The following is a 25,808-nucleotide window of genomic DNA, read 5'->3' as shown; positions in this document are numbered from 1 at the left end:
ATTTGATGGATTAAGATGGTAGGGTTGCACCGACGTGTACCCAGACAATCCTGAAAATCTCTTCCATCATTTTAGCTGTGCCACGCCATTCGGGTAGGTTAGGGGAACTAAACCAAAACTAGCCCCAGCAACTACAGTTGTTTACGCCGTAACCCACCAAAGGGATAACCTAAACTTTATGAGGAACCAGGTATAATTGTCTAGCGTCTGTCCGGTAGATAATCTGAGAGAACAAGATGGAAAAGAAAATTGCAATTCTAGGTGGAGGAGTTACTGGAGTTGTTTTAGCTGGTGAGCTGTCTGCCAGTCCGCTGTTTGAAGTGGATTTGATAGAAAAAGCTCCAGTCTTGGGAGGGCTTCACCGCAATTTCACTATAGACAATCTGAACTATGATATTGGAGCCTTTGTATTTCCTGTAGATCATAGTCTGTTCACAACTTTTCCTCGCATCAAAGATTTGTGCTTACAAATTAAAAACCAGATGGGTTCTTTAACGCCACGAGGAACTATAGACAAATATCCTTGTACCCTCAACGGCTATATCCGAGACCATGGTTTAGTTAACTTTAGCTATGCCTGTTTGGACTTGGTTTACTGTAAGTTCCGATACTGGCAACGAGATAATATACCCGCATTTGTAAAATATTACATTGGTAAAAATGTTTATGAAAGAAGCGGACTTAAAAGTTATATAGAAATTCTGTATGGGATTAGGGATGAAGAGATAGATATTGAATTTGCCACTAAACGGCTAGGAGAAATCGAGAAAGCGGCTTCCCTAAAAGCAATTATTTCTAAGCTATTGCAGTCTCGAAATACTGCTTTAGTCGATCCGCCAACTCTGAAGGAAGTTGTGGTAAGACCAACAGAAGGTTTTCATAAAATGTATGAGGTAGCTAACGATATTTTATTGTCTCAGGGAGTAAATATTTTCACTAACTGCGAAATGAAAGCAATAACTCGTAGAGGTGAAAGATTTGAAATAGAGTTTTTAGATAGCAAAAAATACTATGACCGAGTGATATCGACGATTCCAATAGCAACAATATCCCAGCTAATTGGTAAACCCCTCGAAAAAGACCTAGAGTATAGGAAGCTATTGTCTCTGTTCTATCGTTTTAATGGTGATTTGGGATATAGTGACAATATTCTTCACAACTTTACGACTCAAGGCTCATGGAAAAGAATTACAACTTTCTCTAAATACTATGGAACCTATGAAGGAGATGACTATTTTGTCGTCGAGATCACCTTAGAGAAGGATACCCAACCGGATATTTACAAACAACAGCAGGATTTTGAAAACCACGTTCAAAGTCGGGGTTTGTTTAAAGGGGAACTGAAGTATCAAGGGAGTTTAGTTATACCCAATGCCTATCCAGTTTATCGACGCGATCGCCTCCATGAGGTGATAAAAGCCAAACAAGGTTTAAGAGAATGGGGATTAGATTTGGCAGGTCGTCAAGGCGAGTTTGACTACATTAGTTCCTATGATGCCGCCGCTAATGCTAGGAGCCTTGCGGAAAAAATTAAGGCAGATTATTGCAGCTAGATAGTTGGAAATCAAAGTATCTTATGAGCGCCATTGTTCATATAATCACTGCTTTAGAAAGAGGTGGGGCACAACGCAATACCCTGGAAACTGTAGCACAACTACATCGCCCTGAGAGACCCCAATGGCTAGTTACTGGTAGCTTTGGCGATGCTGCTTTGATAGAGGAAGCTAGAGAGCGCCTGGGTAATAGATTGATTATTGTTCCAGCTTTAGATCGTCCCATTAAACCTTGGCAAGATGGACGCGCTTTCCTGGAATTGTACCGCTGTTTACGCCAATTACGTAGGTCTTTAGGAGCGCCTCTAGTGGTACACACCCACAGCAGTAAAGCAGGCGTTTTGGGGAGATTGGCAGCTCGTGTTATGGGTAATTGCCATATTGTCCATACTGTTCATGGTTTCGGCTTTGGAGTAGCTGTTTCTAGGTCTCAATGGTTACTAGAAACAGCAGAACGTATGGCTGGAGCGGTAACAGATGTGCTTATTTTTGTTAGCGAGGCTGATCGGAAGCTAGCCCATCAACTCAAATTAGCCCCACAAGCTGCTGAGCAGATAATTCGTTCTGGTATAGATCCAACTCCTTTTGCGGCTATCAGGGGGAATTTAGCAATGCGTGCTGAGGCTCGTCGTCAGTGGAATATTCCTGAAGATGTCCCTCTAGTCGTAACTGTTGCCAACTGTAAGCCACAAAAAGATCCTTTGTTTCATGTTGAAATATTTAGGGAGTTTTTGAAGCTTGAGCCAGAGGCTTGGTTCCTTTTTGTGGGGGATGGGGTTTTAAAACCTGCCTTAGTCAGTCGTATCGCAGAATTTGGGTTAACTCAAAGAATTGTTTTACCTGGATTTATTCCTGACTCTCGGTTAGCCTTGGCTGCGGGTGATGTGTTTTTACTAGCTAGCCGCTGGGAAGGGCTGCCTCGTTCGGTTTTGGAAGCCGTTGCTAGTGGTTTACCTGTTGTGGTTAGAGATTCTACTGGTTGGGCTGAAGAATTGAACTGGGCTAAACAGTTTTTGAGTCTGGAAAAAGATGCGCTACCGAGTGCCTTTCCTCAAGCCATTCAGAAAGCTATGGCAATTAGCAACAGTAATACCTTTGACCATCAGGATGAGACAACTTATTCTTGTTCCTTGCCAGAGAGATTCACTTTAAATGGGATGCTAGCAAGATTGGATAGTCTTTATAAGGCACTTTTATTGTCTTAGTCATCTGAATAGTATGATCTATACCAATCAACAAAATGTTTTACACCTACTTCAATTGGCGTACTAGGTCTAAACTGAAGTTCCCCCAGCCAAAAAATCAAAACTACCTCACCGTGCGGCTTTCCGCGATTTTTTAGCCGCCCTACATGGGTACAATCGCTGAAACCTTGATGTAGCGTGGGTTTCAACCGATCTCTTGTTATATTGCAAAAATACCGCGATCGCGGTATTTTTGCAAGTGCTACATGGGTACGATTTTCTAGAGGTTTGAGCGTTCAAACCATTACGGTATAAGGCTTTAGCCTGGGTGCAGTACATCTGTATGGGGGTAACTTCAGTCTAAAACCTACCGTCCTAACTAAATCATCTATGTCTGCATAGTTTATGCTGAGATTCTTCCAGTGCAAATGTACTATAACCATGCCTGGAACATTAATAAATCCCACAGATAGGCTTGCCAGTTGCGATCGCCTGCAAGATGCTCATCCCATTTCTGGCGAATTGGCTGAGGGTTGAAAAATCCTTCTTGACGCAACCGATGCTCGTTGAGTAAATCTTCTGCCCAGCCTCGTAGAGAACCCCGCAACCAATAGTCTATCGGAACTCCGAATCCCATTTTAGGACGATCAATCAAGCTTTGCGGCACATATTTATCCAAAACTTGGCGCAGTAGCCATTTACCTTGACCCTGGCGAATTTTCATAGATAACGGCAGTGTCCAAGCAAACTCTACCACTCGATGATCTAAGAACGGTACACGAGCTTCCAAGCTCACACCCATCGTTGCTCTGTCTACCTTAGTAAGAATGTCATTAGGTAGATAGGTTATCATATCCAGGTACATCATTTGCTGGGTAAAATCTGGTAAATCTGCCTGCACTCTAGGATCAGTTATACCTGTAGTTGGTTATGATGAACTTATGTTTATTTTTTTAATCTAAGGAGTGATAGAGTTAACTGTACCTATACTATCTAACTATTTTACTTGCTCCTTTATAATAGCCTACTATATCTCTAGGGCAAAGTTCTTTATCAGCTTTCCTGCCTAAAAAATAAATAGAACATGCATTATCTATTGTATAGCCTTGAGGAATTATTTTATCTATATACTGTAACCAAAATAGTAAGATTTTAACAATTTTACCAACATAAACGCTCTGAAAAACTCCTCTAACTACATGCTCAATTGTCCACATCAACTGAGTTCCAGCTCCCATGACTACACCTGAATCAATAAGTTCAAACTTCTTAAACAGCCAGCGATGTCCACTCTCTGTAAAGCGGGTAAAGTCATAAGGACCTTCATGTACCTGCTGCATAAATGGTGTTTCAGAATAAACAATACCACCTTTTTTCAAGACTCGATAAATTTCAGAAACAACCTGTTTAGGTTCAAGTACATGTTCCAAAACATATTGAATCCAGACAGCATCTATACTCTGATCGACAAGTGGAATTTGATGTGCATCAGCAATAAATTGGGTTAAAGGTGTTCCATAGAGATCAAAGCTAATCAGTTGAAGAGATTGACTGTCGTACAAAAGTTGAGTTCCTCTACCTTTTGAAGCTCCCCCAATAATCAAAACAACAGGATTAGAAGAAGCAGTTTCAAGCAATGATTTGAAGTAAATAGCATTATGCTGCGAAATGTTAGAGGTGGCATTTGTGAACAAAAGCTTTTTCAACCTTTTTTTTAAAGGATTAGTATTTCGCAAAATTACACTTGCGCCTGGATTACTAATTATTTCTTTCTTGTTTAATATGCTCTGTTCAAAATCTACAATTACTGGATAATTGTCCACTATTGTAAAGTTATTTGTTTGGTAATAATTACAATTTTCATTGGTACAGTAATAGCTGTCATCTGTTCGATTCAATCTTTGTTGACATTTAGGACATGCTAATATTGAATTTAATTCCTCAATCGACAATAAACCCACTATCGTTTACTCACTATAGAATGGACTTTTTATTTTCATCTAACCAACTTTGGAACATCAGTATATTCCATAAATAATAATGCCAGTTGCGTTCACCCCATAAATGCTCTACCCACTTCTGTCGTATTGGCTGGGAGTTGAATGGCAGTGCGCTCTCGCATAGTTACAGTACAAGTGATCTAAAAGCCTCCTGATAAAGCCTCCATTTCTAATGTGTAAATACACCAGCGCTCAGCGCTAAAAACTCCTTCTTGACGCAACCGATGCTCGTTTATTCCATAAATTTTCATATATATGTGAGTATTTTTCATGCATTTTGGTTAAAGAAAAATTATCTTCAATAATTTTTCTATTTGCTTCACCCAACTGTTCAAGAGTACTTTTCGACTCTCGGCTTAACTTTTTAATTAGTGTCGTCCATACAGTAATGCTGAGATCAAGCACTTTAACACTACCTTTACCCTTTTCAGCGATCTCTTTATATGGATCAATATTAGATAAAACCACAGGTTTCCTTAAAGCCATCGCTTCTAGTACTGCATTGCCAAGACCTTCCCATATAGAACTTGACACGTAAAGATCAGCCTGAAGAACTTCTCTGTATACGGCTTCGCGAGAGAGACGACCCCTAAAAAAAACACGATCATCAATTTTTAAGTCTTTGGCTTGCTGCTTGAGATTTGGTAGTAAAATACCATCTCCAACTATAGTCAATGTAATGAAGGGTTGCAAGTCTCGCAAAACTTTAAATAAAAAAGATATATTCTTGGCTTTTACACATCTACTTACAGAAATTAACCTAAATTGCTGAGCGACATCGTTGGCAGACAGAGATAGATTAGCTTTGCAACTTGCAGCAGTAGCATCAATAGCTGTAATATCTATGCCATTATAAATTACATTCAACTCACACTGTCTTATATCCCTAACTATCGACGGAAGAGCCAAGTAACTAGAGTAGCTATTACAACTCACCCGCTCACAGAGTAAAGTACTGACAAAAGTCCCGAGCTTATTTAACGCACTATATCTATCATATACGTTATGAACTGTATATAATTTTGGTATTTTAAAGCTGTTTAGAAATATTAAACCTTCTATTATTAACATTAAAGCAGTTTTTGAAAAATGTAAATGGCATAATGCTTGTTTTCTGTGCTTATACAATGCCTTAACAAGGAAGTACATACTTGTAAAAAACTTGCTTAAATTTCCATTACATTCAATTGTTTCTACACTATAACTAGCTAATTTATCATGGTAAATAGCCTTAGTTTCTTCATCTACAGGGAGGAATACCACTAAAAAATGCTTTTCATCAGGATAATGTTTTGCTCTATACAAAACAAACTCATTTAGAGGCATACTCGTAGAAGTGATGTCATTGACCACAGTTACAATTAACTTGATTGGCTGCTCATTCATAAATTTTTTGTTGTTCATTACAGGTTGAAAAAATAATCAGTAATATCCATAAAAAAGGATGATAAAACGTCGAAATAACCAATAAGTGCATGGCTCCAGCTAAAAATCCGGTCATAAACCAGAGCTTCCCTTGTACATTCGACACAGTTATTCTCAAAAGTGAGATGCAAAGAAATAAAGCAATTGGAAAGAACGAAATTAGACCCCCTTCTAGCATTAAAAATAAGTACCAGTTAAGTGAGCTATTCAAGCCAGCATCGGACTGATATCCCACACCTCTACCAAATACAGGAGATTTGGGTATATTGTCAAGGCTATTTATCCAAGCCGTAACTCTCCTAGATGCTTGTCCATCAGATTGTAAAGTAATTTTATTCCGGAGAGGATCTGTATATTCGTTGATAATCTCTCGAGATTGAAAAATATTCAAATAAACAATAGAAAGCAGAAGAGTCACTATTACTATGCTCAGTACAACTAAAAATATAAGTCTAGGGGATATAGTTCGTGAAAAATTGTGTCGCTTCTTCAAGCAGTTTGCCAGAATTATACTGCAAGGAAGAAAAACAAATCCGGCGGCAGAAAATGTACTGAGCCATGCAAATATTGCGATCAGAGTGAGAGGAATTTTCAACCAATATCTATGAAAAACTCTGCCAATACTATTCCAATACCATAATTTCCATAAACCAATAAGACCCAGAGTATTAAAGTAGAAAGCCAAGATAGTTGGCTCATGTGCAAAACCATAGGCTCTGGGAAATCGAAGAAGATAAGTTGCTCTTGCTGGATTTTCTCTAGGTATAAATGTTTGGATATCAAAGCCAGTCAAAAATTCTATCAAGAACTCAAATATTGTAAATAATGCTACAAAAATAAGAGCAATTGTGTTTATTTTAAGCAAAGTTTGCCAGTTAATATTTTGAGCAACTATCCCTTTTAAAAGTAAATAACCTATTATGAAGACAGCAAAATAGGCAATAACATAGTTCACTGTCTTTCCATTCGGATTTAAAAGCCCTGATAAGCACACTCCAATAAAGCATAGGATCACAAGAAAGTCTTCAGGTTTATAGGCTCTAGACAGATTTTTTTTACCATTGAGAAACGCTATTATAAAAACAACTACAATAGCACCTAAAATGACAATGTGTAAAGGCAATTTTTCGGACAAAGAAAACGAATCTGTCCAGCTAGCAAAAAAAATATAGGCACAAATTAAATTTCTTAGTAGTAAATTACTTTTGGATTTCATACTTTTTCATGGAGGTGACTCCAGCGACGCCTGAATTTAATTACTACCTCTAATTTCATTGACACTAAAGCAATTTTTATTATATCTCTGGTTAGTCTGTATACAATGCCAATTATTATATAGGAAAATCTGTATTTGTTTTTCCTAAGCAGCCTAAAAATTTGGACTATAGGCGAAATACGCATTGAAGACGTAACGCCAGTTTTTCTAAAATTTGTTACTACCTCATCAAGGTAAACAGTTTTAATAGTTTCTGAACCGTAAACCCGTAACATAAAATCATAATCGGATGCCGTTCTAAATTGCACATCGAAAATACCAATACTATCATATACTGTTTTTCTAACGAAACAGGTTGGATGACTAAAAGGTGTCTGTTCAGCAAAAGAGAAACGGCTCAGCCTTTTTCCATAAACACTATCTAGTTTATCTTGATTATTATAGTTGGCGAGTCTACCATGTACTAAACCTATATTTGTATCACTCAGAAAAAGAGCGACAACCTTCTCGACAGCAATGGCGCTGTACCAGTCATCACTATTAAGGATTCCAATAATTTCACCTTTTGCCAGCTTTATTCCTTTATTCATAGCATCATAGATACCTTGATCGGGTTCAGATATCCAGCGCATTCTACCTTTAAACTTCGGTTCATATTCTTGGATAACAGCTATAGTTTCATCGGTTGAGTTTCCGTCTACTATAATATATTCAATATAAGGATAGCCTTGATTTAAAACTGACTCTATTGCATATCTAATATAAGTTTGACTATTGCGACATACTGTAATAATAGAAACGAGTGGCTTACTCTCCATGTTGTAATAGTCCTCACTTTACTCTTGTTATCCAAAAGCATCCGGGCCAGCCATTTTCTTCGTCACCCAAGCCTACTAATGATTCTCTCATTATCTTGGGATACTTATTGTACATATAATTTCCAGCAAATACAATTTTAAAACTATCATTAAAGCTTAAAAACATTTGAAGTAAATATTGTTCATTCCAAAATTTTTTTGCCTTAATGACCCACTCCCTTGGGTATTCATAAGGAAAACGAATATCATGTATATGTACGATCGTTCCGATTGGAATTTTGGGTAGTAAATTTAAGTAGATAAAATGTACATCATTGCCACATTTAACAACATGTGAGGAATCAATAAATAGTACATCTCCGGCGCTCAGGGATTCAAAAATGAGATTTCCGACTTTTTCGACCTTTTCTTGAATTAGGGTAATATCATTACTTTGATCGACCAAATTTAGCAAAACGGTTGAGGGATACGGTTCAATTGAGACTATTTCTCCAGAATAACTTTTTGATTGGTTTTGTTGTAAAGCAAACCATGAAACTCTCGTAGAAAATCCTGAGCCGATTTCTATAATCCGCCTTGGTTTATATTTCCTAATCATACCATAAAGTATAGCTCCGTCACCATTTGACTCATAAGCAGATCCTGTATATATACTAGCATACTCTTCTCTATAGTTAGAAATTTTACTCAATAAATCTAGCATTGCTTGATCATTGAAATCAATTCCCTCCGTGGTAAAAGCTTGACTAAAGTCATAGTTCATTAGCTCTGACGTATCGGGTATAGGCCAGTAAAAGTGATTGGGAGAAAGGTGAATTCCCAGTTTTTCCCATAAACTCCACGTTCTTATACAAAATTTTCTAATTCCTTTTTCTTTGAGAGCGCTTAAATTTAACATTTTCCAAAATCCTTTATTTTAGTTTAAGTAAAGCAGTACAAATTTCTGATTATTATTTTTTCATAAAAATACTATCTTCTTGCAAAACCTGTCCACTTTTACGGCTACGCAACTGGTCAATAGAACCAAAATACTTGAAACCAAATCTTATCAGATGATTATATATATTGTCAAATAAGGGCTGACCTTCATACAGTTTTTGAAAAGAGGTTTCTATAATAATTAGTTTGGCTCGTTGAATTGTCTTCTCACCACCCTGAATAACTTTTTCTTCGTAGCCTTGAACATCAACTTTAATCCAGAGAGGGTCGATAATTGTAAGTTGTTCAGCTATGGTGTCTAGTCTTTCTACCTTAACTCTCAGAGGTTGGCTATGACGGGTATAAGGAAATTCTGTTTTATGCAAATCGGTCATTTTAAGAAATGAAGATGATGGTGTAAAGCTATTACAATCCAGAGGCAAAGTACTTGAACAATCTCCAAGTGCAATATTAAATCCCTTAAAGTTTTTCACACCTGCCATTCTCATTTGCAATTTTTGAAAACAAATTGGCAAAGGTTCAAACGAGTAAATTTGTGCTTTTGGGAAAACTGAGTGAATCGTAACAGCGGATATACCAGCATGTGCGCCAATATCGAGAACTGTTTTTATATTTAATTCATGTAGCCAGGGTTGATCTAAGGAGATAAACTTATTGATTGAACCCCCTTGCAAAATAAGTGCCAATAGATTTGGGTTTTCAATTATATGGGCTAAAATTTGGATGCGGCGAGCAATTTTTGGTAGTAGAGTCATAAACGTTAGTGTTCTAATTTAAATGGTTTATTAGTGACGATAAAATTATAAATTTTTTTGCCAAATCTAGAATCGTATTTGTAAATTCTTGTCAAATAATTCAACTTATTTAAGTAATACAAATACATTCCTGAATTTATTAGATTTTCTATAAATTCCTGAACAGAATATCCAAAACTGTTAACATTAAGTTCATAAGCCTCAAACATAACAATTATTTCCTGATCAGAAGACAAGATACGATTAGCTCCTTCAAAAACAAGCTTTTCAGCTCCTTCTACATCAATTTTGATAAAATCAACTTTTTTGATTCCATATTCTTGTATGAAATTATCTAAGCTAATAATTTTTACAGATTGCCACCGTTCGATACATTGCCAGGGATGATTAGTTTTAGCTAAAGAATTCATCGCTCCATCACAAGAAATGGCAAGTTGTGCTGTACCAGTTGTATTTCCAACTGCACATTCGACGATAGTAACATTGTTGAGATTATTTATGGAAATGTTATGACGCAAAAGTTCTAACTCAGACTGTCCAGGTTCAAAAGCATACACATGTCCCTTTAATCCTACTTGTTTGGCAGCAATAACAGTATAAAAACCACCATTTGCACCAATATCGAAAAATATACTTCCAGGTTTCAATGTTTGCTGTAAAAATTCAGTTTCTTGATTTTCAAATCCGCCACAAAATAATGAACCCCCAATAGCAGTTTTTAGATGATAATCAAAGCGAGAACCATCATTTAACAAAAATGTAGTCAATGGTTTAGATGGAAAAATACATCTAATTTTCCATATATATAACAAAAAGCGGCGATAAATTTTTGAAAAAAAACGAACGTTTAACATTTTTTTTGGGTTAGCTGCCGAATCAAAGTTAGGAAATTAATGTTTTGTGTTGATTTAAACCAATTTAAAATGACAATGACTTCTAACGCAAATATAAATATTTTATAATTTAAGTTTATTTGATAAGCTGTATTTATAAATATCACTGATAAGAACCATGCTAAAGGAAACTTCAGCCAATCCAGCCATAATCGCAACGGTATATTCAAGTTTTTCATCCCTAAAAAGGTTAATACAAAAACTCCCAGATAGCCCACATTTCCTGCGATTGCTCCCAGTAAACCAAAACTGTGTAAACCAATAGTTATAAGAGCAAGTGATATTATCCCACTGACAAGTTGAATCACCATAAATTTATTCACATCCTTGACAGCTAGGAGTACGTAGTAACCAACAGCATTCACCGAATAGAGTGAATAAATTATTGTTGCCGTATTAAATTCTGATAAGTAACTCCTAGGAGATTGCCCAGGGATCACTACTTGGATTATTTGCGGTGCAAGTGCTAGAAGTCCAGCACCTAATCCTAGAGCAATTATACTATTGATATCAAGTGCCTGTTTGACTTGTCGTTGTAGTGTTAATAGGTCGAACTCTTTTCTGGCAATGTGGTTACTTATCGCCGGAAGTACAGGTTGAATAGCCACAGCAGAAAATGAATTAATTTGTACTGTAACGTTAGTAATTGCTGCATAAACTCCCAATAAACCAGTACCTAATGACGCTCCGACTAATATTCTATCAACTTTATTAAAGAGAGCGCTGCCCAATGATGCCAACCAGGTCATTAAGCTGTATTTGGCAATATCCATTCCTTTAGTGTTACTCCAAGCTATATGTATTTGAAAATGTCTGAGTAGTAACCATCCTACCCAACCATGAATAATTAAAACGCCTACACTGACAACAGCTTGCCATTGCATCAGTTCAGTTGTCCGTCCACCTAACCATGCCACTATTAACATACCTAGATGACTAAGAGTGATCTGGAGTGTATTGAGAACATTCATTACTCCATATTGCTGATGTGCTTGTTCCACTCCAACCAGAACTCTTTGAAGCAATTGCGCCCAAATTACGAGTCCGCCGACTTGTAATGCTTGCACGGCTGCTAGATATTGCCTTTGCTCCAGTAAGGGAAATAAACCAATAAGTCTTGGAGCGCCTACCCATAAGACAATTGCAGCTATCGTGGCTAGTAGAATCATTGTTCCTACTATTACTGTTAGTGTCTGAGAGGCACTATCGGCATCATCATTAGCTAAATCCTTCGACAAGAAAACAGTGGTAGATACAGAAAGACCTCCCTCAGCTAGGCTGACAATCCCAACTGTAGAGGAAGTAAGCGTCCACAGACCATATTCCTCAACCCCAATGAGACGTATGAGTAAAGGAATGGTTAGTACAGTTAATCCCATGCGAATAACAGCACCTACAACATTGTAAAGTCCGTTTTTGATCACTTACACTTACACTTACACTTGCAATTACTTGTACGACATGACGAAACTGAGGTCAAACCCAACTATAACACCCAAACCCAGCAAATTGACATCACCGTGCGATCGCACGATACCCGTTTTATCGCTTAAGCCGCCTCCCAAGTCTCTACCCTCCTCCAGCAGGAGTTTCCCGCCCCATTAGGTCACGCGATCGCTAATAGTCTATGCCCCATCGAGCTAGAAATCAACCAGCCGCAACAGGTTCTCCAACAGTTAGACCAACCCATTGCTCAAGTTCGCGACTCCAACAGCATTGATCCCCAACAGATTAGAACTGCTCCCTAGTACAAATAATAGTACTGGATGCGATCGCCAGTTTTTCTCCGGGATGGGCGGGCGACCCAACCGTCTGTAGGGGCGGGTTTTACCGATACCATTCTCTTCAAAACTGGTAACTTATGTAAACCCGCCCTGTTTCTGGAGTTGTTCATGAGTGCAAGGGGGTCGCCCCTACCTGACCCTAGGTGTTTTGGCTCATCCCTAACGGGTGCGATCGCGTCCGGGGGAGACTCCTATCTGACCAAATTTCATCCTGGTTCGTTTCCCCTTGCCAATACTACGGGCAAATCCATTAATTTTCTTGAGGAACCCGAATCTTTTGTTAACCCGGATTCAATGGTAACTTGGTGGGTTACGGCGGATTTATTATTGAATGGTTTATTTCCTCAATTTAATACCGCCTAACCCACCCTACGGGTCTGGGGAAATATGTATCTTTTTGTCAACAGAACACAACAGTTGCAATTGCCCAATTTTGGCTAAAGCGATTAGGGGACTAGCATTAGAAACCACAATCATTGTTCAGTTGTATTTAATAGGGTTTCTAGGAGATTTACCTCAGCCACTAAATCCTCTGGAGTTTGAGTAAAATAAGGAACCTTATATCGGCTCAAAAGCTGAATAAAATCCCATTTAGACACCCCTGATAATTCTCCACCTTTACCTGAAGAAATCCTCCCTTTTTGAAATAAATCAATGGCAATCAATTCTCGGATACGCTTTTCTAAGTCAGTTTCCGAGACATCAAGTAGCCCAAGTAAATCACGAGGTAAATTCAAACGAACCATTAATTCGTCCATGTTTAAATCTTGATTATTTGCGCTCAAATTTTAATCGACGCTGGCAACATAAATCTACACTACCAGTTTCTCCACCTAATCGCCACAGATTGTAACAGCTGACGCTCTAGACAATTGTGCCACAAATGCCTGATGCTCTGGAGAACCCAATCTCTCCTGTAGCACAGTCAGAACTCGCGACATCTCTCCCTGCAACAGTGCCTGTACATCCAAATTCCGCTTTTTTAAGATCAGGCATGACCCCATTAAAATGATAACTTGGTGGGTTACGGCGGATTTATTATTGAACGGTTCATTGCCTAAATTTAATGCCGCCTAACCCACCCTACGGGTCACGGTTGATCGGGGTCTATAGGACGGCACATTTTTCCATGATATAGAACAATGGCTCTCATTCTTGTAGTGCGAGCATCTTGCTCGCTACCCAATCTTGCTCGCTACCCAATCTTGCTCGCTACCCAATCTTGCTCGCTACCCAATCTTGCTCGCTACCCAATCTTGCTCGCTACCCAATCTTGCTCGCTACCCATTCCCAATTTAAATGTGCGATCGCGTGGGGGAGGCTCCAATCAAATAAATCCGGCTGGTTCTCAAGCCGTTATTGAATTGTAATGCCTAAGTCGGGTTGAAGATTTTCAAGGGTCAATTAACTGTAGGGCATACAACCTAATTTGATGTACCTGAGTTAGGTAAAATGAGGGTCATGGCGCTATCAATAATCCTGTTGCGGTCAATCATGTTCCCTAAGGTTTCTGGAGCATAAAGTCCTTCAGCGACTTCAAGAGATGCGCCATTGAGGGCTTGTTCATAGGCTTCTTCTAGGGCGAGGCGCAATTCCTCCGGTTTAAGATAATAACCGCCTGCTTTGCGTCGTTTATTTTTGCTCTGTATCTCTAGGGCTGAATTCCGAATAGAGACATCCCAAGAGCGGGTGGTGCGGTTTTCAGCTTTTTGTTTGATTAAATGGAGAAGTAGAATTTTGGCGTAGCTGCGAATATTATTGATTTTGTCGTCTCTGCTCATTTCCTCCAATTCTTCAACAATGACCAATGCCCCAGAAATATCACCTTTGAGGAGTAAACCTTTCAACTCTAGTAGTTCTTCCATTGGCTTGCCTAATCTAGATTTGATGGATTAACCTTACGCTTGGAAACCTTAGGGACGCAAAGGATGGTGTCCGATTTAATACTTAGAACTCGCGACATCTCTCCCCGCAACAGCGCCTGCACATCCAACCGTAACCCTGGCAAAAAGGGACTACTCAACATCCCCAACGAATCCGCTTGCTGCTGTCGATACTCCCCCTGCTCCAGAATATACCAGCGAAACACTCTATCCTGCACCAACCACACCAGATACTCCCGTACCCCATTGCGCCGATAAGCCCGTAACTTATCATGAAGATCGTAAGACGCACTACTGGCGGCAATTTCAACAATTAGCTCTGGCGCTCCTTCAACATAGTCATCCTCACTAATTCGCGATCGCCCCCCACTCTCTTGATCTAGCCGCAGCAGCGCATCCGGCTGCGGTTCATTGTCTAAATCAAGGCGTACCGTCGCATTATCAGCTACCTCAACCCCTGGTGTCGAAGCTGCATACACTTCCAGCCAAGCAATAATTTTGCCATGGGGTTTGCCATGTCGGTTGTAGCGTAGAGGCGATGGCACGTAAACGACTCCTTCAATTAACTCCGCTTTTTTAAGATCACTCATCAGATCATAACGCCGCTCAAACTCAGCACGACTCAAGCGATCGCCATTCTCTAAAGTAGGAATTAATTGTTGGTCAAGACTAGCCGGATTCATTTTCCCTCCCGTAAGCGTCACACCTTCAGGATATCTTGGTCGCACCAATCAATCCTCTTCTCCAGCCAGTCGTTTAGCCACTTCTATGACTTGATCCGAAAGCCAATATCCCCGCTCTCTCATATCTGTCAAAAGCACTCCCACGTTCTCAATTGCTCCTTTTTCTTTCAGGCGTAGTAAAACTCCTATCGATCCTGTCGTGGTCAAACCCAGTTGTTGTGCTACCCGTCTGCCCGCACGATCATCTAACACTAACACAATGTCTTCTGTAAACGTTGCCGCCAGAGCGATCGCTAGTTTCTCCCCTTCATCCAAACCAGCAATGGCTATTTCGACAGCTCGGTCAATCTCCCTTACCTCTGTTACCCGAATAAAATCAGTAAGAGCTTGCTCAATCTGCTCCGATTCGGCTCCAAATTTCGCCAATAATTCTCGGTAAACGGTAGGAGGAATAAATACTTCTGGAGCCAGCTCTTTGAGTCAAACCAATTTTCCAATTTTGGCTAAGGCAATAATCGGACCTGTATTGACAACAAGTTTCATAGTTAGCTGGCGTTCCTAAGCCGTTCTAAATCCTGTTCCAGTTCTAATTCAAGCTCTTCTGGTGGATAATTAAAAACACTGACTCGATATCGGCTGCAAGTCTCAAAAAAATCGAGTCTTGACATTCCCGCTAACTCAGCCGCTTTTCCCGCCGAAACCTTTCCCAGTTCAAACATTTTCAGGGCAGCCATTAAACGGATATGCTGCTCCATCTCATCCTTAGTCATTTGCACAGCATTTTCAAATCCGGCTGGGTATTTGATTTTTAGCTCTTCCATTTTCGTGTTCGTTCCCCTCTTTCCTCGACTATCTATTTGGATTTCCACAATCAGCGGGCGACTCCTATTTCTCCTCCCCATTATCACAGTAGTTACGAAAACTAACGACAATCCGGCAGAAACTCTTGAGCCAAAATCTCTTCTATCTCAAAAGGACAGGATAAGGGAAATGTCGTCTCAGGAAGACCCGTTTCTCTACAGGCATCTCGCACAGCTTTCGGATACACCCTTGCCAATCCCTGCTCCAACTCGCTTCTTAAACTAGGACTATCTAGCAATAGGGTTTCAATTTCATCACGCTGATGATCAATCGTCACTAGCCAACTTTTGCTTTGTTTGTCGGGTTGATATTGCCACTTGAGCAGGTGCATGACTAAAACCTGTAAGCGGCTGCGAAGTTGACGGAGGTCACGCTTGCCCATACTTTCTAACTCTTCAGCAATATGCTCCACATCAATTTCGGACAAACAGCCTCGCCGCAGTAATTCTACATTTTTACAAATCCAAGCATAGAAGTCCAGATCGTATTCAGCCTCTAGATTCATCGTTCTCATGCTCCAATCAATATAAATCTATTTTCTAGCCGTCGTATAATCGGCACAATTCAAATTATCGATCAGGCTGTATAAAATACTATTTTAGCTGCTATAAATCCGGCTGGGTATTTGATTTCCCTCTGGAATCAATGATAACTTGGTGGGTTACGGCGGATTTATTATTGAACGGTTCATTTCCTAAATTTAATACCGCCTAACCCACCCTACGGGTCACGGTTGACTGGAGTTGTTCATTGGTGCAAGCGGGTCGCCCCTACCCGCCCCTACCTGACATTATCGCCATCCACTCTCTTCCAACAGGGTAGCCGCCCAAGCTGCATCATCTGCTTTGAGAGGGGGTACGGGTTCACTCCCATAATCCACGGCTAAGTCAAAGCTGGCTCTGTCATAGACTTGGGTGAATAACTCCTGTAAATCCACGATAGGTTCCACATCGGTTGACTTTAAGGGCAGCGGAAAAACCGGAATTTTATCACGAACCCCAAACCTATACAACTGAGCTAGGGGTCGTTGGTCGCTACGACTGATTAGGATATTATAATCACCAGGCGGTCTTTCTCCCAAAATCAGCATCGGCTTTCCCCCCCTAAGCAAATCAATTTCGACTAAATGAGTAAAACTGCCTAAAACCTCCAGGCGCTTGCGAGAATAAGCTTGACGTCCAACACCCGCACGCTTATTTTTCGGGGACAGGATTTCTATAGCTGTGACCACCGCCCCCGTTCCAATTTCTCGAATTTCTAAATAACTCTCCCTGACTTCTTCCGGCATCGGTATTCTAACCGTTACAGGTTCATTTTGAGTTAACACGGTCGCCGTTGATGAAGTCGTTGATGAGTTCTGATTTGGGGTTGAACGTCTAGACACAACAGCCACATCGGGAAGCCCGACTAACGCGGCGTCTGACAAATCAGAGTAGGTTCGTTTTTCAACAGCGACTCGGTATTTAGGGCGCAGTTGCGGACCCAAAAAATCGGCTAGGTTCACGATTAACCGACTGTGAACCTCCGCCCATAATTCCGAATGTTCTAAATAAGGGTCCATACCCGGAAAGGGAGAAGGCATCTGAATTACCTCAACTAAAATTATCGCTCAGGCTGTATGAAATACTATCTTAGCTGGAATAAATTCGGCTGCGTATTTGATTTTATATAGAAGCAATGATAACTTTGTGGGTTAAGGCGGATATATCATTGAACGGTTCATTGCCTAAATTTAATACCGCCTAACCCACCCTACGGTTATGGTTGATTGGGGTCTATAGGACGGCACTCGTTTTGTCTGCACAATAAATCCCCTCAAAAAAGCTAGCTAAAATGCCAATTATTTTGCCGATATTATTCAAAAAATACTCATCTAAATCCACCTCAACTCTATTATCATTTAACCGCATAAACTGCCACAGGCTTCCGGTTGTAACACTCCCATAAATAGTCTTTATTAATTTTCCTCTTGATTGATTAAATGTCTGAGCAGCAATCATTTCTGCCATACATTGACCTAGCCCAGAGTGGAGATTATCATTTTTAGCTTCAACTAGAATTGTAACTGGAGCTTCAATAGTCAGTTGGGAGGGAGAATGACTGATCAAGAAATCGCAGAATCCAGTCAAACCTCTTTCTGGGTCAACATTAAATTCTTTGCCAGAAAAAACACTAATTTTATTTTTTAGCTGCTTTTTGAGTTCAATTAATATAGGCAAAATAATTGCTTCTGATTTTATTTTTTCAGTAGCGATCGCCAGAGCAAGCGGTATATTATAGTTTAAAGTTTCTGCGAGAAAATCACTGTAGGTAATTTCTGGCGTTTCGGCAAAAATTCCCACCCGTTCTTGAATCGTAATGCCCAAATCTTGTTGGATATTTTCGAGAGTAAATTGACTGTAGGGCATAAATTATTGCCGATTTAGAAATGTTTAATTAACATGGAGAATACCACATAAATCTACACGACCAGTTTTAAGCCTATTTAAATCCTGCTCAAGTTCTAAACTAATCCGCGATCGCCATTCTCTAAAGCAAGAATCAATTGTTTGTCAAGACTAGCCGGATTCATTATCGCACCTCCAGTAACTTATCATGGAGATCGTAAGACGCACTACTGGCTTGGCGCACCTAATTTGGTGGATTAGAATTGTAGGGGCGCACCGACGTGCGCCCGATTGACGTGCGCCCAATTGACGTGCGCCCGATTTAATCGTAAAATCTATGCCACCATTTTAGCTGTGTCAGTCCACTAGGGGTCACGCTTGATTAGGTTCTATAGTACGGCACATTTTTCCATTATATAAAATTACCTGAAAATCCATAAAAAGTCAAGCAATGTTGGCAGTGTAGGGGCGAGTTTGACTACCATCCTTTCCAATGAACCAGATGTAACCAAACCCGCCCAAACTGTATGCTAGTTGTAATCATGCTCGCTCGGTGTAGGAGAACTATGGAATTGACGCAAAATACAGAACTGAGAACGATTGAGGATGAAGATGAAATTTCCTTACTCGATATTATTCAGTTTTTCCGCCGCAACTGGCGGTTTATGGCATGGGGAACCCTGGGACTCTCAGCCGTCGCGATCGCTCTCTCCCTACTAATGCCCAAACAGTACCAGAAACAGCTCACCCTCTCAGTCACCCCGGTTCCCATTTCCGTGTCTGGTATCCCTGGCGTCGATATCCAGCAAGCCAGTAACAAAACGGTGAAACTGTTGGAGAATCACTACGACAAAATCGACGAAACTGAAGTCAGATCCACCTATAACAGCGAAACTCAGCAAATCGACATCACCGTGCGATCGCCTGATACTGGTTTTGTCGCTGAAGCGGGTTCTCAAGTCTCAACCCTGCTCCATCAGGAGTTTCAAGGCATATTTGGTCAAGCGATCGCCAATAGTCTCTTCAGCACCGAGCTAGAAATCACCAAACAGCAACAAGTTCTCGAACAGCTCGAACAACAAATTGCTCAAGTTCGTGACTCCAATAGCATCGATCCCGAACGGATTAGAACGACTCTCAGGCTGGAGGCGCTAGAGACACAACGAGCAGCTGTCCTGGCTCAAATTGCCAGCCTAGAATTTGACAAACAGTATCTCGAACCGGCTCAGGAAAATCTAGCTGAGTTTACCTCTCAAATCATCTCCATCCAACTCTTAAGCGAATCCAAAGTTGAACCGACACGCTCCCTAGTACAAATTGCTGTACTGGCTGCGATCGCTAGTTTCATGGTTGCTATCCTCGCTGCGATTATCCGCGACCAAGCCAGACGCCTCAAGGATGAGTTATCCCAGAAAAAGTAGCTACGCTTAGGGAACTAAAGTTCCCACTACGAACCTTTTGTGCAACTGATAGGCTTGTCTGTGGGGAACAAAACTGATCCTAGCCAGGACGTTAAAGCCAATGTATCATACCTTGTTGCAGCCAGTATCGCCTTAGAGGTGCCGTTCATGCCCCAAAAAAGGCTCTTTCCTTCCGCATATCGATTGGGACAACTCGGACTCGATGGATTTGTAGCTTGGTCAGCTTGCAGCCTTGCTTTTTGGTTCCGCTTTGATGGTCATATTCCCGCTTCTCACCAAACCCTGGCTGGGATGCTTCCCCTCTTGGCGATTCCTGGGCGTTTGTTGTTCCACGCTACCTTTGGGTTGTACAGGCAAGTCTGGCGTCTGTTTGGACTTAAAGATGCTACCACTCTTTGCCAGTCGATCACCCTCTATTCCTTATTCCTTCTAGTCATCACTCGCTTACTGATTCCCCGTTTTACCTCCTTTTCGGGAATTCCCTTGGGTGTGGCGGTGATTGACTGGAGTTTTTGTGTAATGGGGATGATCGCCCTGCGCTACGCCCGTCGTCGATTGGTTCGGTATCACCCACGCGATCGCACGGCTTCAGCCAGAGATTCCCAGCGGGTACTGTTAGTCGGTGCGGGGCGGGCGGGATCACAAATTGTCCAGGAAGTCAACCAAAATCGCCAGCTTAACCTGGAAATTCTCGGCTTTCTGGATGATGATCCAACGAAGATAGGACGTAAGGTGGAGGGTATTCCGGTTCTGGGTGCGACATCGCAGCTTGTACCCATTGCCAAACGCCTCAACGCCGATGAAGTGCTAATTTCTATGCCCTCAGCTAAGGCATCCCAAATCCGCAAATTAGTGCATCTTGCCCAGGGTAGCGCTCTGAAGCTAAAAGTGTTACCGGGACAAGCCGAACTGTTGTGCGATCGCTCTCTGACTCCTCAAGCTAGACCCATCCAAATCCAGGATATCCTGGGACGCCCAGAGATTAAACTCGACTTTGCCGATGAATTTAATCAGCAATTCCCCTCCGCGCGATCGCAAGTCTATCAGCGCACGGTTCTAGTTACAGGTGCAGGGGGTACAATTGGCTCAGAAATCTGTCGCCAGCTTGCCCGTCTCGAACCCCAACACCTCCTATTATTGGGACGCGGGGAAAATAGTATTTTCAATATTGAACAGGAATTGCGCCGCGACTTTCCCCACCTGAAAGCAACATCAATTATTGCCGATATCCGCCATCAGCGTCGTATCCAGACCATTTTCCAAACCTGGCACCCAGAAATTGTTTTCCATGCAGCGGCTCACAAACATGTCCCCTTAATGCAGCATAACCCGACTGAAGCCCTAGAAAACAATGCTTTAGCGTCGGCTCATCTGGCACAACTAGCAGAACAACAGGGTGTCGATACCTTTGTCCTCATTTCTACTGACAAAGCCGTTGATCCCTGTAACTTTATGGGCTTAAGCAAGCGCTTAGCCGAACTCCTGGTTAAAGCGTGCGCCGCCAAAAGCCAAACCCGTTTTCTGGTGGTGCGCTTTGGCAATGTTTTAGGGAGTCGCGGTAGTGTGATCCCGATTTTCCAGGCACAAATTGCCAGAGGCGGTCCTGTCACTGTCACTGATGCCAATATGACCCGTTATTTTATGACCACGCCTGAAGCCTCTCAGCTTGTGATTCAAAGCCTTGCTGTGGGACAATCCGGTCAAACCCTAATTTTGGATATGGGTCAACCTGTGAAAATTTTAGACCTGGCACAACAAATGATCCACCTAGCGGGTTTCATCCCAGACCTGGATATCCCAATTAAGATTACCGGATTGCGTCCCGGTGAGAAACTGCATGAATCCTTAGTCTGTGCGAAAGAACAAGTCATACCCACCGCTCACCCCAAAATTTTAGCAGTCTCCAGTCAACCGCCAGCACCCTTATCTCGGGAAAAAGCGATCGCTACTCTCTTAGAGGCGACTACGGCTAGCTTACCTCCTGACTGTCTCTGGAAAACCGCTCAGCATTGTATTACGGTTCTGGAAGATTACCCTGTCTGTAAACAGTCAGCAATGGAACAGGGAATCGGTAACAGATAATACTTAAATTCAATGTATATTCGCTGATGACTAAGGTAATAAAATTTCACTTTTTTGCTTCAACGATTTTTCTGATTACTTGCTTCATTATCCAAGTTTTTTTCAACGCTTATAACGTATTTCCTTGGGTTAATGTAGTCCTATTTTTAGGGATATTGATATCAACGGTGGTTTATCCTCTTTATGGTATCGGTATTTTAGTATTTTTACTTCCCTTCACAGCAGGTATTTTTCCTCAAACTAAAGCCCTATTTAATATCGCCATTCCCATGGCTGATATTTTAAGCCTAGATTGTGTGATTGGGGTTTTATTCGGGCTATTTCTTCTATATGTTTTTACCAAGCGATTAAAAATTGAGCGCAATACAGACTGGGATCAAGCTAGGATACTTGAATCCCTGCTAATTGCTTTTCACCTTGTTATTATTATAACCGTCGCGATCGCTATATCTCGCAATCTTTATCAGTCTGTATCTCCCTACTCTGTTAAAGGATTTTTCTATAATCTCGCTAATATCCGCTACCTCAGCTTTCATGATGACTATTTTCCGCTCAGAGATCTGGTTATTTTTACCGCTGCGATTACCCTCAGCATCAGGTTACTCAACCTAATCCGCACTCCGTCACAGTTAAAACAAAGCCTATTAATACCTCTAGCTATAGCTACAACCATTATTTTAGGTTATGCACTGTGGTCAAAACTAACAGGATTGGGTTACAACAGAGACGGTGTCACGCTGGGTGTCAACAGTTTTCTCCCCGATATTCACCCTTTTGGTGGATATGCTTTAGCCGCTGTTATGGGGGGACTCTATTATTTAAGCAGCACTAATGTCCTGATTAAATGGATAGCCGGGGCTTTTTCATTCCTGGCGGTTGCTGGAGTCGTTGTTAGTGCTTCTCGCTTTGCGATTGTCATGTTAGGTATTGTCGTTATTAGTTATTTGTTTTTTGTTTTTCTGACTAAAAAGCAAGGTAAGGCAACAACAGTTTTATTGGGGTTTATTCTAGTTTTAGGAACAGCTTATTTAAGTGTTCACTGGGATAACAGAGGTTTATTCAGCCGACTTGATTCAGTGTTACAATCTCAATCGTTTGAAGACTTTAACACTGCCCTAAGTCAGCGACCTGACATATTTCGTTCCAATCTATTAATGTATAGCCACTATCCCATTCTGGGTTTAGGTAAGGGCATTTTTTATCGCCAAAGTTCAATTGCTGAGTTTAGCCAGTCTAATTTCTTTGCGACACATAATGGAGAAAATGCTCATAACTATTTTCTGCAAATTCTCGTGGAAACGGGTCTGGTTGGGTTGGTTATTTTTTGTTCTTTATTTCTTTACCAAGGTCTGTACCTAAGAAATCGATCCACGGAAATTATCACTGTACTGATCGTGGGACTATTTTCGGGAAATCTCTATGGTCATTCCCTGTTGATACCTAACCTGCTTTTCTTACTGTTTATCTTGCTAGGAGCATCCAATGTAGATGAACAAGCAGAAAAATCAATTTCCCCGACAATCCGGCTTATACTGTTGCCTAAAGCTTGGCGTTATGTCCTGATAGCCATGACAACAGCCCTAGTCGTCGGAGCGATTTATGAAGTAAAAACTAGCTATGGTAAACTGCCGTTTCAACCCAAGTTTTTCTGTTACAAACCTGCTGAATACAGCGATCGCCAGACTAGCGGTCTGTTTGAAGAAGCCTATACAGTAACTGGGAATTATCTCAACCTCAATTATATTGTTCATCATGCTGATGTTCAAAGGCGTCCTCTGACCATTGACTTCAACTTAGAACAACAAGGACAAAGGATTGCTCACGACCAACGTCTGATTGACTCTCCAGGTGAGTATCAGGAAAGATTGGATATCTCTCAATTACAAACAGGTTCTAATATTTCACTGCAAATTAAAACATCAAGGTGCTTCACACCGATAAATTTGGGAGTTAGTTTAGATAAAAGACCTTTAGGTATTCAGTTAAACAAGGTTTTGCAGGATAGCAGATAACTTCAAGAGAGATAATTGGCTCAATTTTTTTTTTAAATGCAATGAATTTAACAACAATTTGCTACCTCTGGGTAGAGACGTTGCATGCAACGTCTCTACAATGGTGTGGAAAGTCCTAATCGATGTGTCTACTGCTAGACAAACTACACCCGACACCTGACTTACCCAAAGTAGAAGGGTACTGACTGGTATGCTAGTGGGCAATGCCCACCCTACGGTATATCAAGGGTGGAAACACTGCCCAAATGCTTATCGAGGATACCAATAACCCTAAGTAGAATCTATGTGTAAGTCCTAAAGATGTTGGAACTGCACAGGGAAAGCATCGGTCAGTACTGGCAAGACCCAAGGAGCATATTACCTTTGTCGGCTGGGTAACGTTTACGCCCCACCCAACCTCCAAGAACATTTTCTGTTCTGACATGCTCCCAAGACCTAGCGAGGTGCGCTAGGCAAGTTTATTTGATACTGTTTTAGTGTGGTGTGTGAATTGAACAGCGACGCGATTAGCGTGAGCTGATGTCCTCTAGAGGTTACTAAAACCCAAATGGTGTGATGAGTGAGATAGCGATTTCGTTGACAAATGTCTCCAAGTGCTATAAGCGCTATAACCGTCCCCTAGATAGACTCAAAGAAATAGTACTGCCAGGAAAGAGCCGCGCCCAAGAGTTTTGGGCATTGCGTGATATCAACCTGGACGTCGCCCCTGGGGAGACTCTGGGTATTGTGGGTCAGAATGGTTCAGGGAAAAGTACCCTGCTACAGATCATAGCCGGAACCCTGACACCCACCACCGGTGAGGTGTGGGTTAATGGTCGAGTTTCTGCTTTGCTGGAACTTGGAAGTGGGTTCAACCCAGAATTTACCGGACGACAAAATGTTTTTTTTAATGGTCAAATTCTGGGGTTAAGTCGGGAAGAAATAGCAGCAAAGTTTGATAGCATTGCGGCTTTTGCTGATATCGGTGATTTTCTCGATCAACCGGTCAAAACCTATTCTAGTGGCATGGTTGTTCGCCTAGCCTTTGCTGTGGTGGCGAATATCGATCCCACAATATTAATCGTAGACGAAGCCTTGGCTGTTGGTGATACCCGATTCCAAGCGCGTTGTATGAAACGAATTCGCCAGCTTAAAGAGCAAGGAGTGACCATTCTTTTTGTCTCCCACGATTCAGCTAGCGTTAAGATGCTCTGTAATCGGGCGGCGCTGATGAATTGTGGTTCAATCATTGAGGTGGGTACTCCTAAAACAGTCGTTGACCATTATATTGCTCTATTGAGTTCAGAGAATACACGAAATAATCAAGAGATTCTTTCACCCAGAAAAAGGCTTGAGTTGAATCAGGAAAAACAATCCTATACAAAAATAGATTGTTTACAGAAACATAGACATGGAAACCAACTCGCTGTCATCAAGGATGTGAATATTTTAGATGCCAATAACCGCCAGGTTAAAACTATCGAAACAGGGTCGTCATTTCAGGTTTTGCTTCGCTTACAGAGCCAAGCCAAATTATCTGATCTGGTCATAGGTATTTCCATTAGAAATCTGATGGGGTTAGTGATGTATGGAACAAATACCAAATTAATGAACTGCCAATTACCTAAATCAGACATTGGACAGAAGGTGAGTGTTCGATTTCAACTCCCTTGTTATCTGCATAAAGGAGTTTACACAGTAACCGTAGGTATCCACTCTGAAGAAGGATTTAGTTATGATTGGATTGATGATTTAGTTGTTTTTGAAGTGGTTAATGGCAATCACTGTGAAGGGATTGTCGATCTAAATCCGAGTATAAAAGTTGATGTAGAGACTAATGACGTTCTTTGTCTAATGTCTTAAAAATTTAGGGTGGTAAGTACCTAGACATAACTTCGGTGTGCTGTACTAAGCAATGTGAAAAAGCCGATCA

At 41.1% G+C, this 25,808-nt stretch carries 23 protein-coding genes and 1 pseudogene; 7 read left to right on the top strand and 17 right to left on the bottom strand.

Going from position 1 to position 25,808, the window contains the following annotated elements; genetic code table 11:
- Nucleotides 1-236: 236 nt before the first annotated feature.
- Nucleotides 237-1,553, top strand: a complete 1,317-nt coding sequence (locus tag RIB93_RS28925; RefSeq protein WP_446378179.1) for a protoporphyrinogen/coproporphyrinogen oxidase — start codon at nucleotides 237-239, stop codon at nucleotides 1,551-1,553.
- Between the two features lie 23 nt (nucleotides 1,554-1,576).
- Nucleotides 1,577-2,758 carry a glycosyltransferase gene (locus RIB93_RS28920; protein WP_446378177.1) on the top strand — a complete coding sequence of 394 codons (1,182 nt, stop codon included), beginning with the start codon at nucleotides 1,577-1,579 and terminating at the stop codon, nucleotides 2,756-2,758.
- A 412-nt stretch (nucleotides 2,759-3,170) separates the two neighbouring features.
- On the opposite strand, the pseudogene RIB93_RS28915 reads toward RIB93_RS28920, so the two are convergent.
- The 9 genes and pseudogenes from RIB93_RS28915 to RIB93_RS28875 form a co-directional block, all read right to left on the bottom strand.
- A pseudogene (locus RIB93_RS28915) lies at nucleotides 3,171-3,638 on the bottom strand (asparagine synthetase B family protein); the annotation flags it as partial.
- 88 nt (nucleotides 3,639-3,726) lie between these two features.
- Nucleotides 3,727-4,698, bottom strand: a complete 972-nt coding sequence (locus tag RIB93_RS28910; protein ID WP_446378175.1) for a class I SAM-dependent methyltransferase — start codon at nucleotides 4,696-4,698, stop codon at nucleotides 3,727-3,729.
- 237 nt (nucleotides 4,699-4,935) lie between these two features.
- Complete coding sequence (locus RIB93_RS28905; RefSeq protein WP_446378173.1) at nucleotides 4,936-6,123, bottom strand: glycosyltransferase; 1,188 nt, start codon at nucleotides 6,121-6,123, stop codon at nucleotides 4,936-4,938.
- Nucleotides 6,116-7,378, bottom strand: a complete 1,263-nt coding sequence (locus RIB93_RS28900) for an O-antigen ligase family protein (RefSeq protein WP_446378171.1) — start codon at nucleotides 7,376-7,378, stop codon at nucleotides 6,116-6,118. Before RIB93_RS28900 ends, RIB93_RS28905 begins: the two co-directional genes overlap by 8 nt.
- The gene (locus tag RIB93_RS28895; protein ID WP_446378169.1) at nucleotides 7,375-8,196 is read right to left on the bottom strand and encodes a glycosyltransferase family 2 protein; all 822 of its coding nucleotides are present in this window, start codon (nucleotides 8,194-8,196) and stop codon (nucleotides 7,375-7,377) included. The genes RIB93_RS28900 and RIB93_RS28895 overlap by 4 nt, the downstream gene beginning before the upstream one ends.
- Before the next feature lie 13 nt (nucleotides 8,197-8,209).
- Nucleotides 8,210-9,094: a class I SAM-dependent methyltransferase gene (locus RIB93_RS28890; protein ID WP_446378167.1), complete on the bottom strand. Its 885-nt coding sequence runs from the start codon at nucleotides 9,092-9,094 to the stop codon at nucleotides 8,210-8,212.
- A 52-nt stretch (nucleotides 9,095-9,146) separates the two neighbouring features.
- The gene (locus RIB93_RS28885; RefSeq protein ID WP_446378165.1) at nucleotides 9,147-9,890 is read right to left on the bottom strand and encodes an FkbM family methyltransferase; all 744 of its coding nucleotides are present in this window, start codon (nucleotides 9,888-9,890) and stop codon (nucleotides 9,147-9,149) included.
- 5 nt (nucleotides 9,891-9,895) lie between these two features.
- Nucleotides 9,896-10,744 carry an FkbM family methyltransferase gene (locus RIB93_RS28880; RefSeq protein WP_446378163.1) on the bottom strand — a complete coding sequence of 283 codons (849 nt, stop codon included), beginning with the start codon at nucleotides 10,742-10,744 and terminating at the stop codon, nucleotides 9,896-9,898.
- A complete protein-coding gene (locus tag RIB93_RS28875) occupies nucleotides 10,738-12,207 on the bottom strand; it encodes an oligosaccharide flippase family protein (protein WP_446378161.1) in 1,470 nt (489 codons plus the stop codon). Before RIB93_RS28875 ends, RIB93_RS28880 begins: the two co-directional genes overlap by 7 nt.
- A 342-nt stretch (nucleotides 12,208-12,549) precedes the next feature.
- On the opposite strand from RIB93_RS28875, the gene RIB93_RS28870 reads away from it, so the two are divergent.
- Nucleotides 12,550-12,930 (top strand): hypothetical protein, encoded by a 381-nt coding sequence (locus RIB93_RS28870; protein ID WP_446378159.1) that lies wholly within the window; start codon nucleotides 12,550-12,552, stop codon nucleotides 12,928-12,930.
- 110 nt (nucleotides 12,931-13,040) lie between these two features.
- On the opposite strand, the gene RIB93_RS28865 is transcribed toward RIB93_RS28870, so the two are convergent.
- The 8 genes from RIB93_RS28865 to RIB93_RS28830 all read right to left on the bottom strand — a co-directional run bounded on the left by RIB93_RS28865 (nucleotide 13,041) and on the right by RIB93_RS28830 (nucleotide 18,402).
- Nucleotides 13,041-13,313, bottom strand: a complete 273-nt coding sequence (locus tag RIB93_RS28865; protein ID WP_446378157.1) for a UPF0175 family protein — start codon at nucleotides 13,311-13,313, stop codon at nucleotides 13,041-13,043.
- Between the two features lie 678 nt (nucleotides 13,314-13,991).
- A complete protein-coding gene (locus RIB93_RS28860) occupies nucleotides 13,992-14,432 on the bottom strand; it encodes a DUF29 family protein (protein WP_446378155.1) in 441 nt (146 codons plus the stop codon).
- 8 nt (nucleotides 14,433-14,440) lie between these two features.
- Entirely contained in the window at nucleotides 14,441-15,133 is a 693-nt protein-coding gene (locus tag RIB93_RS28855) for a Uma2 family endonuclease (protein ID WP_446378153.1), read from the bottom strand.
- A 48-nt stretch (nucleotides 15,134-15,181) separates the two neighbouring features.
- Complete coding sequence (locus RIB93_RS28850; RefSeq protein WP_446378151.1) at nucleotides 15,182-15,559, bottom strand: DUF3368 domain-containing protein; 378 nt, start codon at nucleotides 15,557-15,559, stop codon at nucleotides 15,182-15,184.
- 119 nt (nucleotides 15,560-15,678) lie between these two features.
- A complete protein-coding gene (locus tag RIB93_RS28845; RefSeq protein ID WP_446355435.1) occupies nucleotides 15,679-15,954 on the bottom strand; it encodes a UPF0175 family protein in 276 nt (91 codons plus the stop codon).
- Between the two features lie 101 nt (nucleotides 15,955-16,055).
- Entirely contained in the window at nucleotides 16,056-16,499 is a 444-nt protein-coding gene (locus tag RIB93_RS28840) for a DUF29 domain-containing protein (protein WP_446378149.1), read from the bottom strand.
- Nucleotides 16,500-16,784: 285 nt separating this feature from the next.
- Nucleotides 16,785-17,576, bottom strand: coding sequence for a DUF4058 family protein (locus RIB93_RS28835; RefSeq protein WP_446378147.1), 792 nt, complete (start codon nucleotides 17,574-17,576; stop codon nucleotides 16,785-16,787).
- A gap of 193 nt (nucleotides 17,577-17,769) precedes the next feature.
- The gene (locus RIB93_RS28830; RefSeq protein WP_446378145.1) at nucleotides 17,770-18,402 is read right to left on the bottom strand and encodes a hypothetical protein; all 633 of its coding nucleotides are present in this window, start codon (nucleotides 18,400-18,402) and stop codon (nucleotides 17,770-17,772) included.
- A 545-nt stretch (nucleotides 18,403-18,947) separates the two neighbouring features.
- On the opposite strand from RIB93_RS28830, the gene RIB93_RS28825 reads away from it, so the two are divergent.
- The 4 genes from RIB93_RS28825 to RIB93_RS28810 all read left to right on the top strand — a co-directional run bounded on the left by RIB93_RS28825 (nucleotide 18,948) and on the right by RIB93_RS28810 (nucleotide 25,738).
- Nucleotides 18,948-19,802, top strand: coding sequence for a hypothetical protein (locus tag RIB93_RS28825; protein ID WP_446378143.1), 855 nt, complete (start codon nucleotides 18,948-18,950; stop codon nucleotides 19,800-19,802).
- Nucleotides 19,803-19,841: 39 nt separating this feature from the next.
- On the top strand, nucleotides 19,842-21,884 hold the full coding sequence (locus RIB93_RS28820; protein ID WP_446378141.1) for a polysaccharide biosynthesis protein: 2,043 nt from the start codon (nucleotides 19,842-19,844) through the stop codon (nucleotides 21,882-21,884).
- Nucleotides 21,885-21,910: 26 nt separating this feature from the next.
- Nucleotides 21,911-23,896 carry an O-antigen ligase family protein gene (locus RIB93_RS28815; RefSeq protein WP_446378139.1) on the top strand — a complete coding sequence of 662 codons (1,986 nt, stop codon included), beginning with the start codon at nucleotides 21,911-21,913 and terminating at the stop codon, nucleotides 23,894-23,896.
- Nucleotides 23,897-24,448: 552 nt separating this feature from the next.
- Nucleotides 24,449-25,738: an ABC transporter ATP-binding protein gene (locus tag RIB93_RS28810; protein ID WP_446378137.1), complete on the top strand. Its 1,290-nt coding sequence runs from the start codon at nucleotides 24,449-24,451 to the stop codon at nucleotides 25,736-25,738.
- Nucleotides 25,739-25,808 lie beyond the last annotated feature (70 nt).

The organism is Coleofasciculus sp. D1-CHI-01, from assembly GCF_040218875.1.
Classification (GTDB): domain Bacteria; phylum Cyanobacteriota; class Cyanobacteriia; order Cyanobacteriales; family Coleofasciculaceae; genus Coleofasciculus.
Note: the sequence above shows the minus strand (reverse complement) of the source record. Positions and strands in the feature narration are given on the sequence as shown.

Coding starts and splice junctions, on each gene's coding strand:
- RIB93_RS28925 (WP_446378179.1), top strand. CDS start 237: ATGGAAAAGAAAATTGCAATTCTAGGTGGAGGAGTTACTGGAGTTGTT.
- RIB93_RS28920 (WP_446378177.1), top strand. CDS start 1,577: ATGAGCGCCATTGTTCATATAATCACTGCTTTAGAAAGAGGTGGGGCA.
- RIB93_RS28905 (WP_446378173.1), bottom strand. CDS start 6,123: ATGAATGAGCAGCCAATCAAGTTAATTGTAACTGTGGTCAATGACATC.
- RIB93_RS28900 (WP_446378171.1), bottom strand. CDS start 7,378: ATGAAATCCAAAAGTAATTTACTACTAAGAAATTTAATTTGTGCCTAT.
- RIB93_RS28895 (WP_446378169.1), bottom strand. CDS start 8,196: ATGGAGAGTAAGCCACTCGTTTCTATTATTACAGTATGTCGCAATAGT.
- RIB93_RS28890 (WP_446378167.1), bottom strand. CDS start 9,094: ATGTTAAATTTAAGCGCTCTCAAAGAAAAAGGAATTAGAAAATTTTGT.
- RIB93_RS28885 (WP_446378165.1), bottom strand. CDS start 9,890: ATGACTCTACTACCAAAAATTGCTCGCCGCATCCAAATTTTAGCCCAT.
- RIB93_RS28880 (WP_446378163.1), bottom strand. CDS start 10,744: ATGTTAAACGTTCGTTTTTTTTCAAAAATTTATCGCCGCTTTTTGTTA.
- RIB93_RS28870 (WP_446378159.1), top strand. CDS start 12,550: ATGCGATCGCCAGTTTTTCTCCGGGATGGGCGGGCGACCCAACCGTCT.
- RIB93_RS28865 (WP_446378157.1), bottom strand. CDS start 13,313: ATGGTTCGTTTGAATTTACCTCGTGATTTACTTGGGCTACTTGATGTC.
- RIB93_RS28860 (WP_446378155.1), bottom strand. CDS start 14,432: ATGGAAGAACTACTAGAGTTGAAAGGTTTACTCCTCAAAGGTGATATT.
- RIB93_RS28855 (WP_446378153.1), bottom strand. CDS start 15,133: ATGAATCCGGCTAGTCTTGACCAACAATTAATTCCTACTTTAGAGAAT.
- RIB93_RS28845 (WP_446355435.1), bottom strand. CDS start 15,954: ATGGAAGAGCTAAAAATCAAATACCCAGCCGGATTTGAAAATGCTGTG.
- RIB93_RS28840 (WP_446378149.1), bottom strand. CDS start 16,499: ATGAATCTAGAGGCTGAATACGATCTGGACTTCTATGCTTGGATTTGT.
- RIB93_RS28835 (WP_446378147.1), bottom strand. CDS start 17,576: ATGCCTTCTCCCTTTCCGGGTATGGACCCTTATTTAGAACATTCGGAA.
- RIB93_RS28830 (WP_446378145.1), bottom strand. CDS start 18,402: ATGCCCTACAGTCAATTTACTCTCGAAAATATCCAACAAGATTTGGGC.
- RIB93_RS28825 (WP_446378143.1), top strand. CDS start 18,948: ATGGAATTGACGCAAAATACAGAACTGAGAACGATTGAGGATGAAGAT.
- RIB93_RS28815 (WP_446378139.1), top strand. CDS start 21,911: ATGACTAAGGTAATAAAATTTCACTTTTTTGCTTCAACGATTTTTCTG.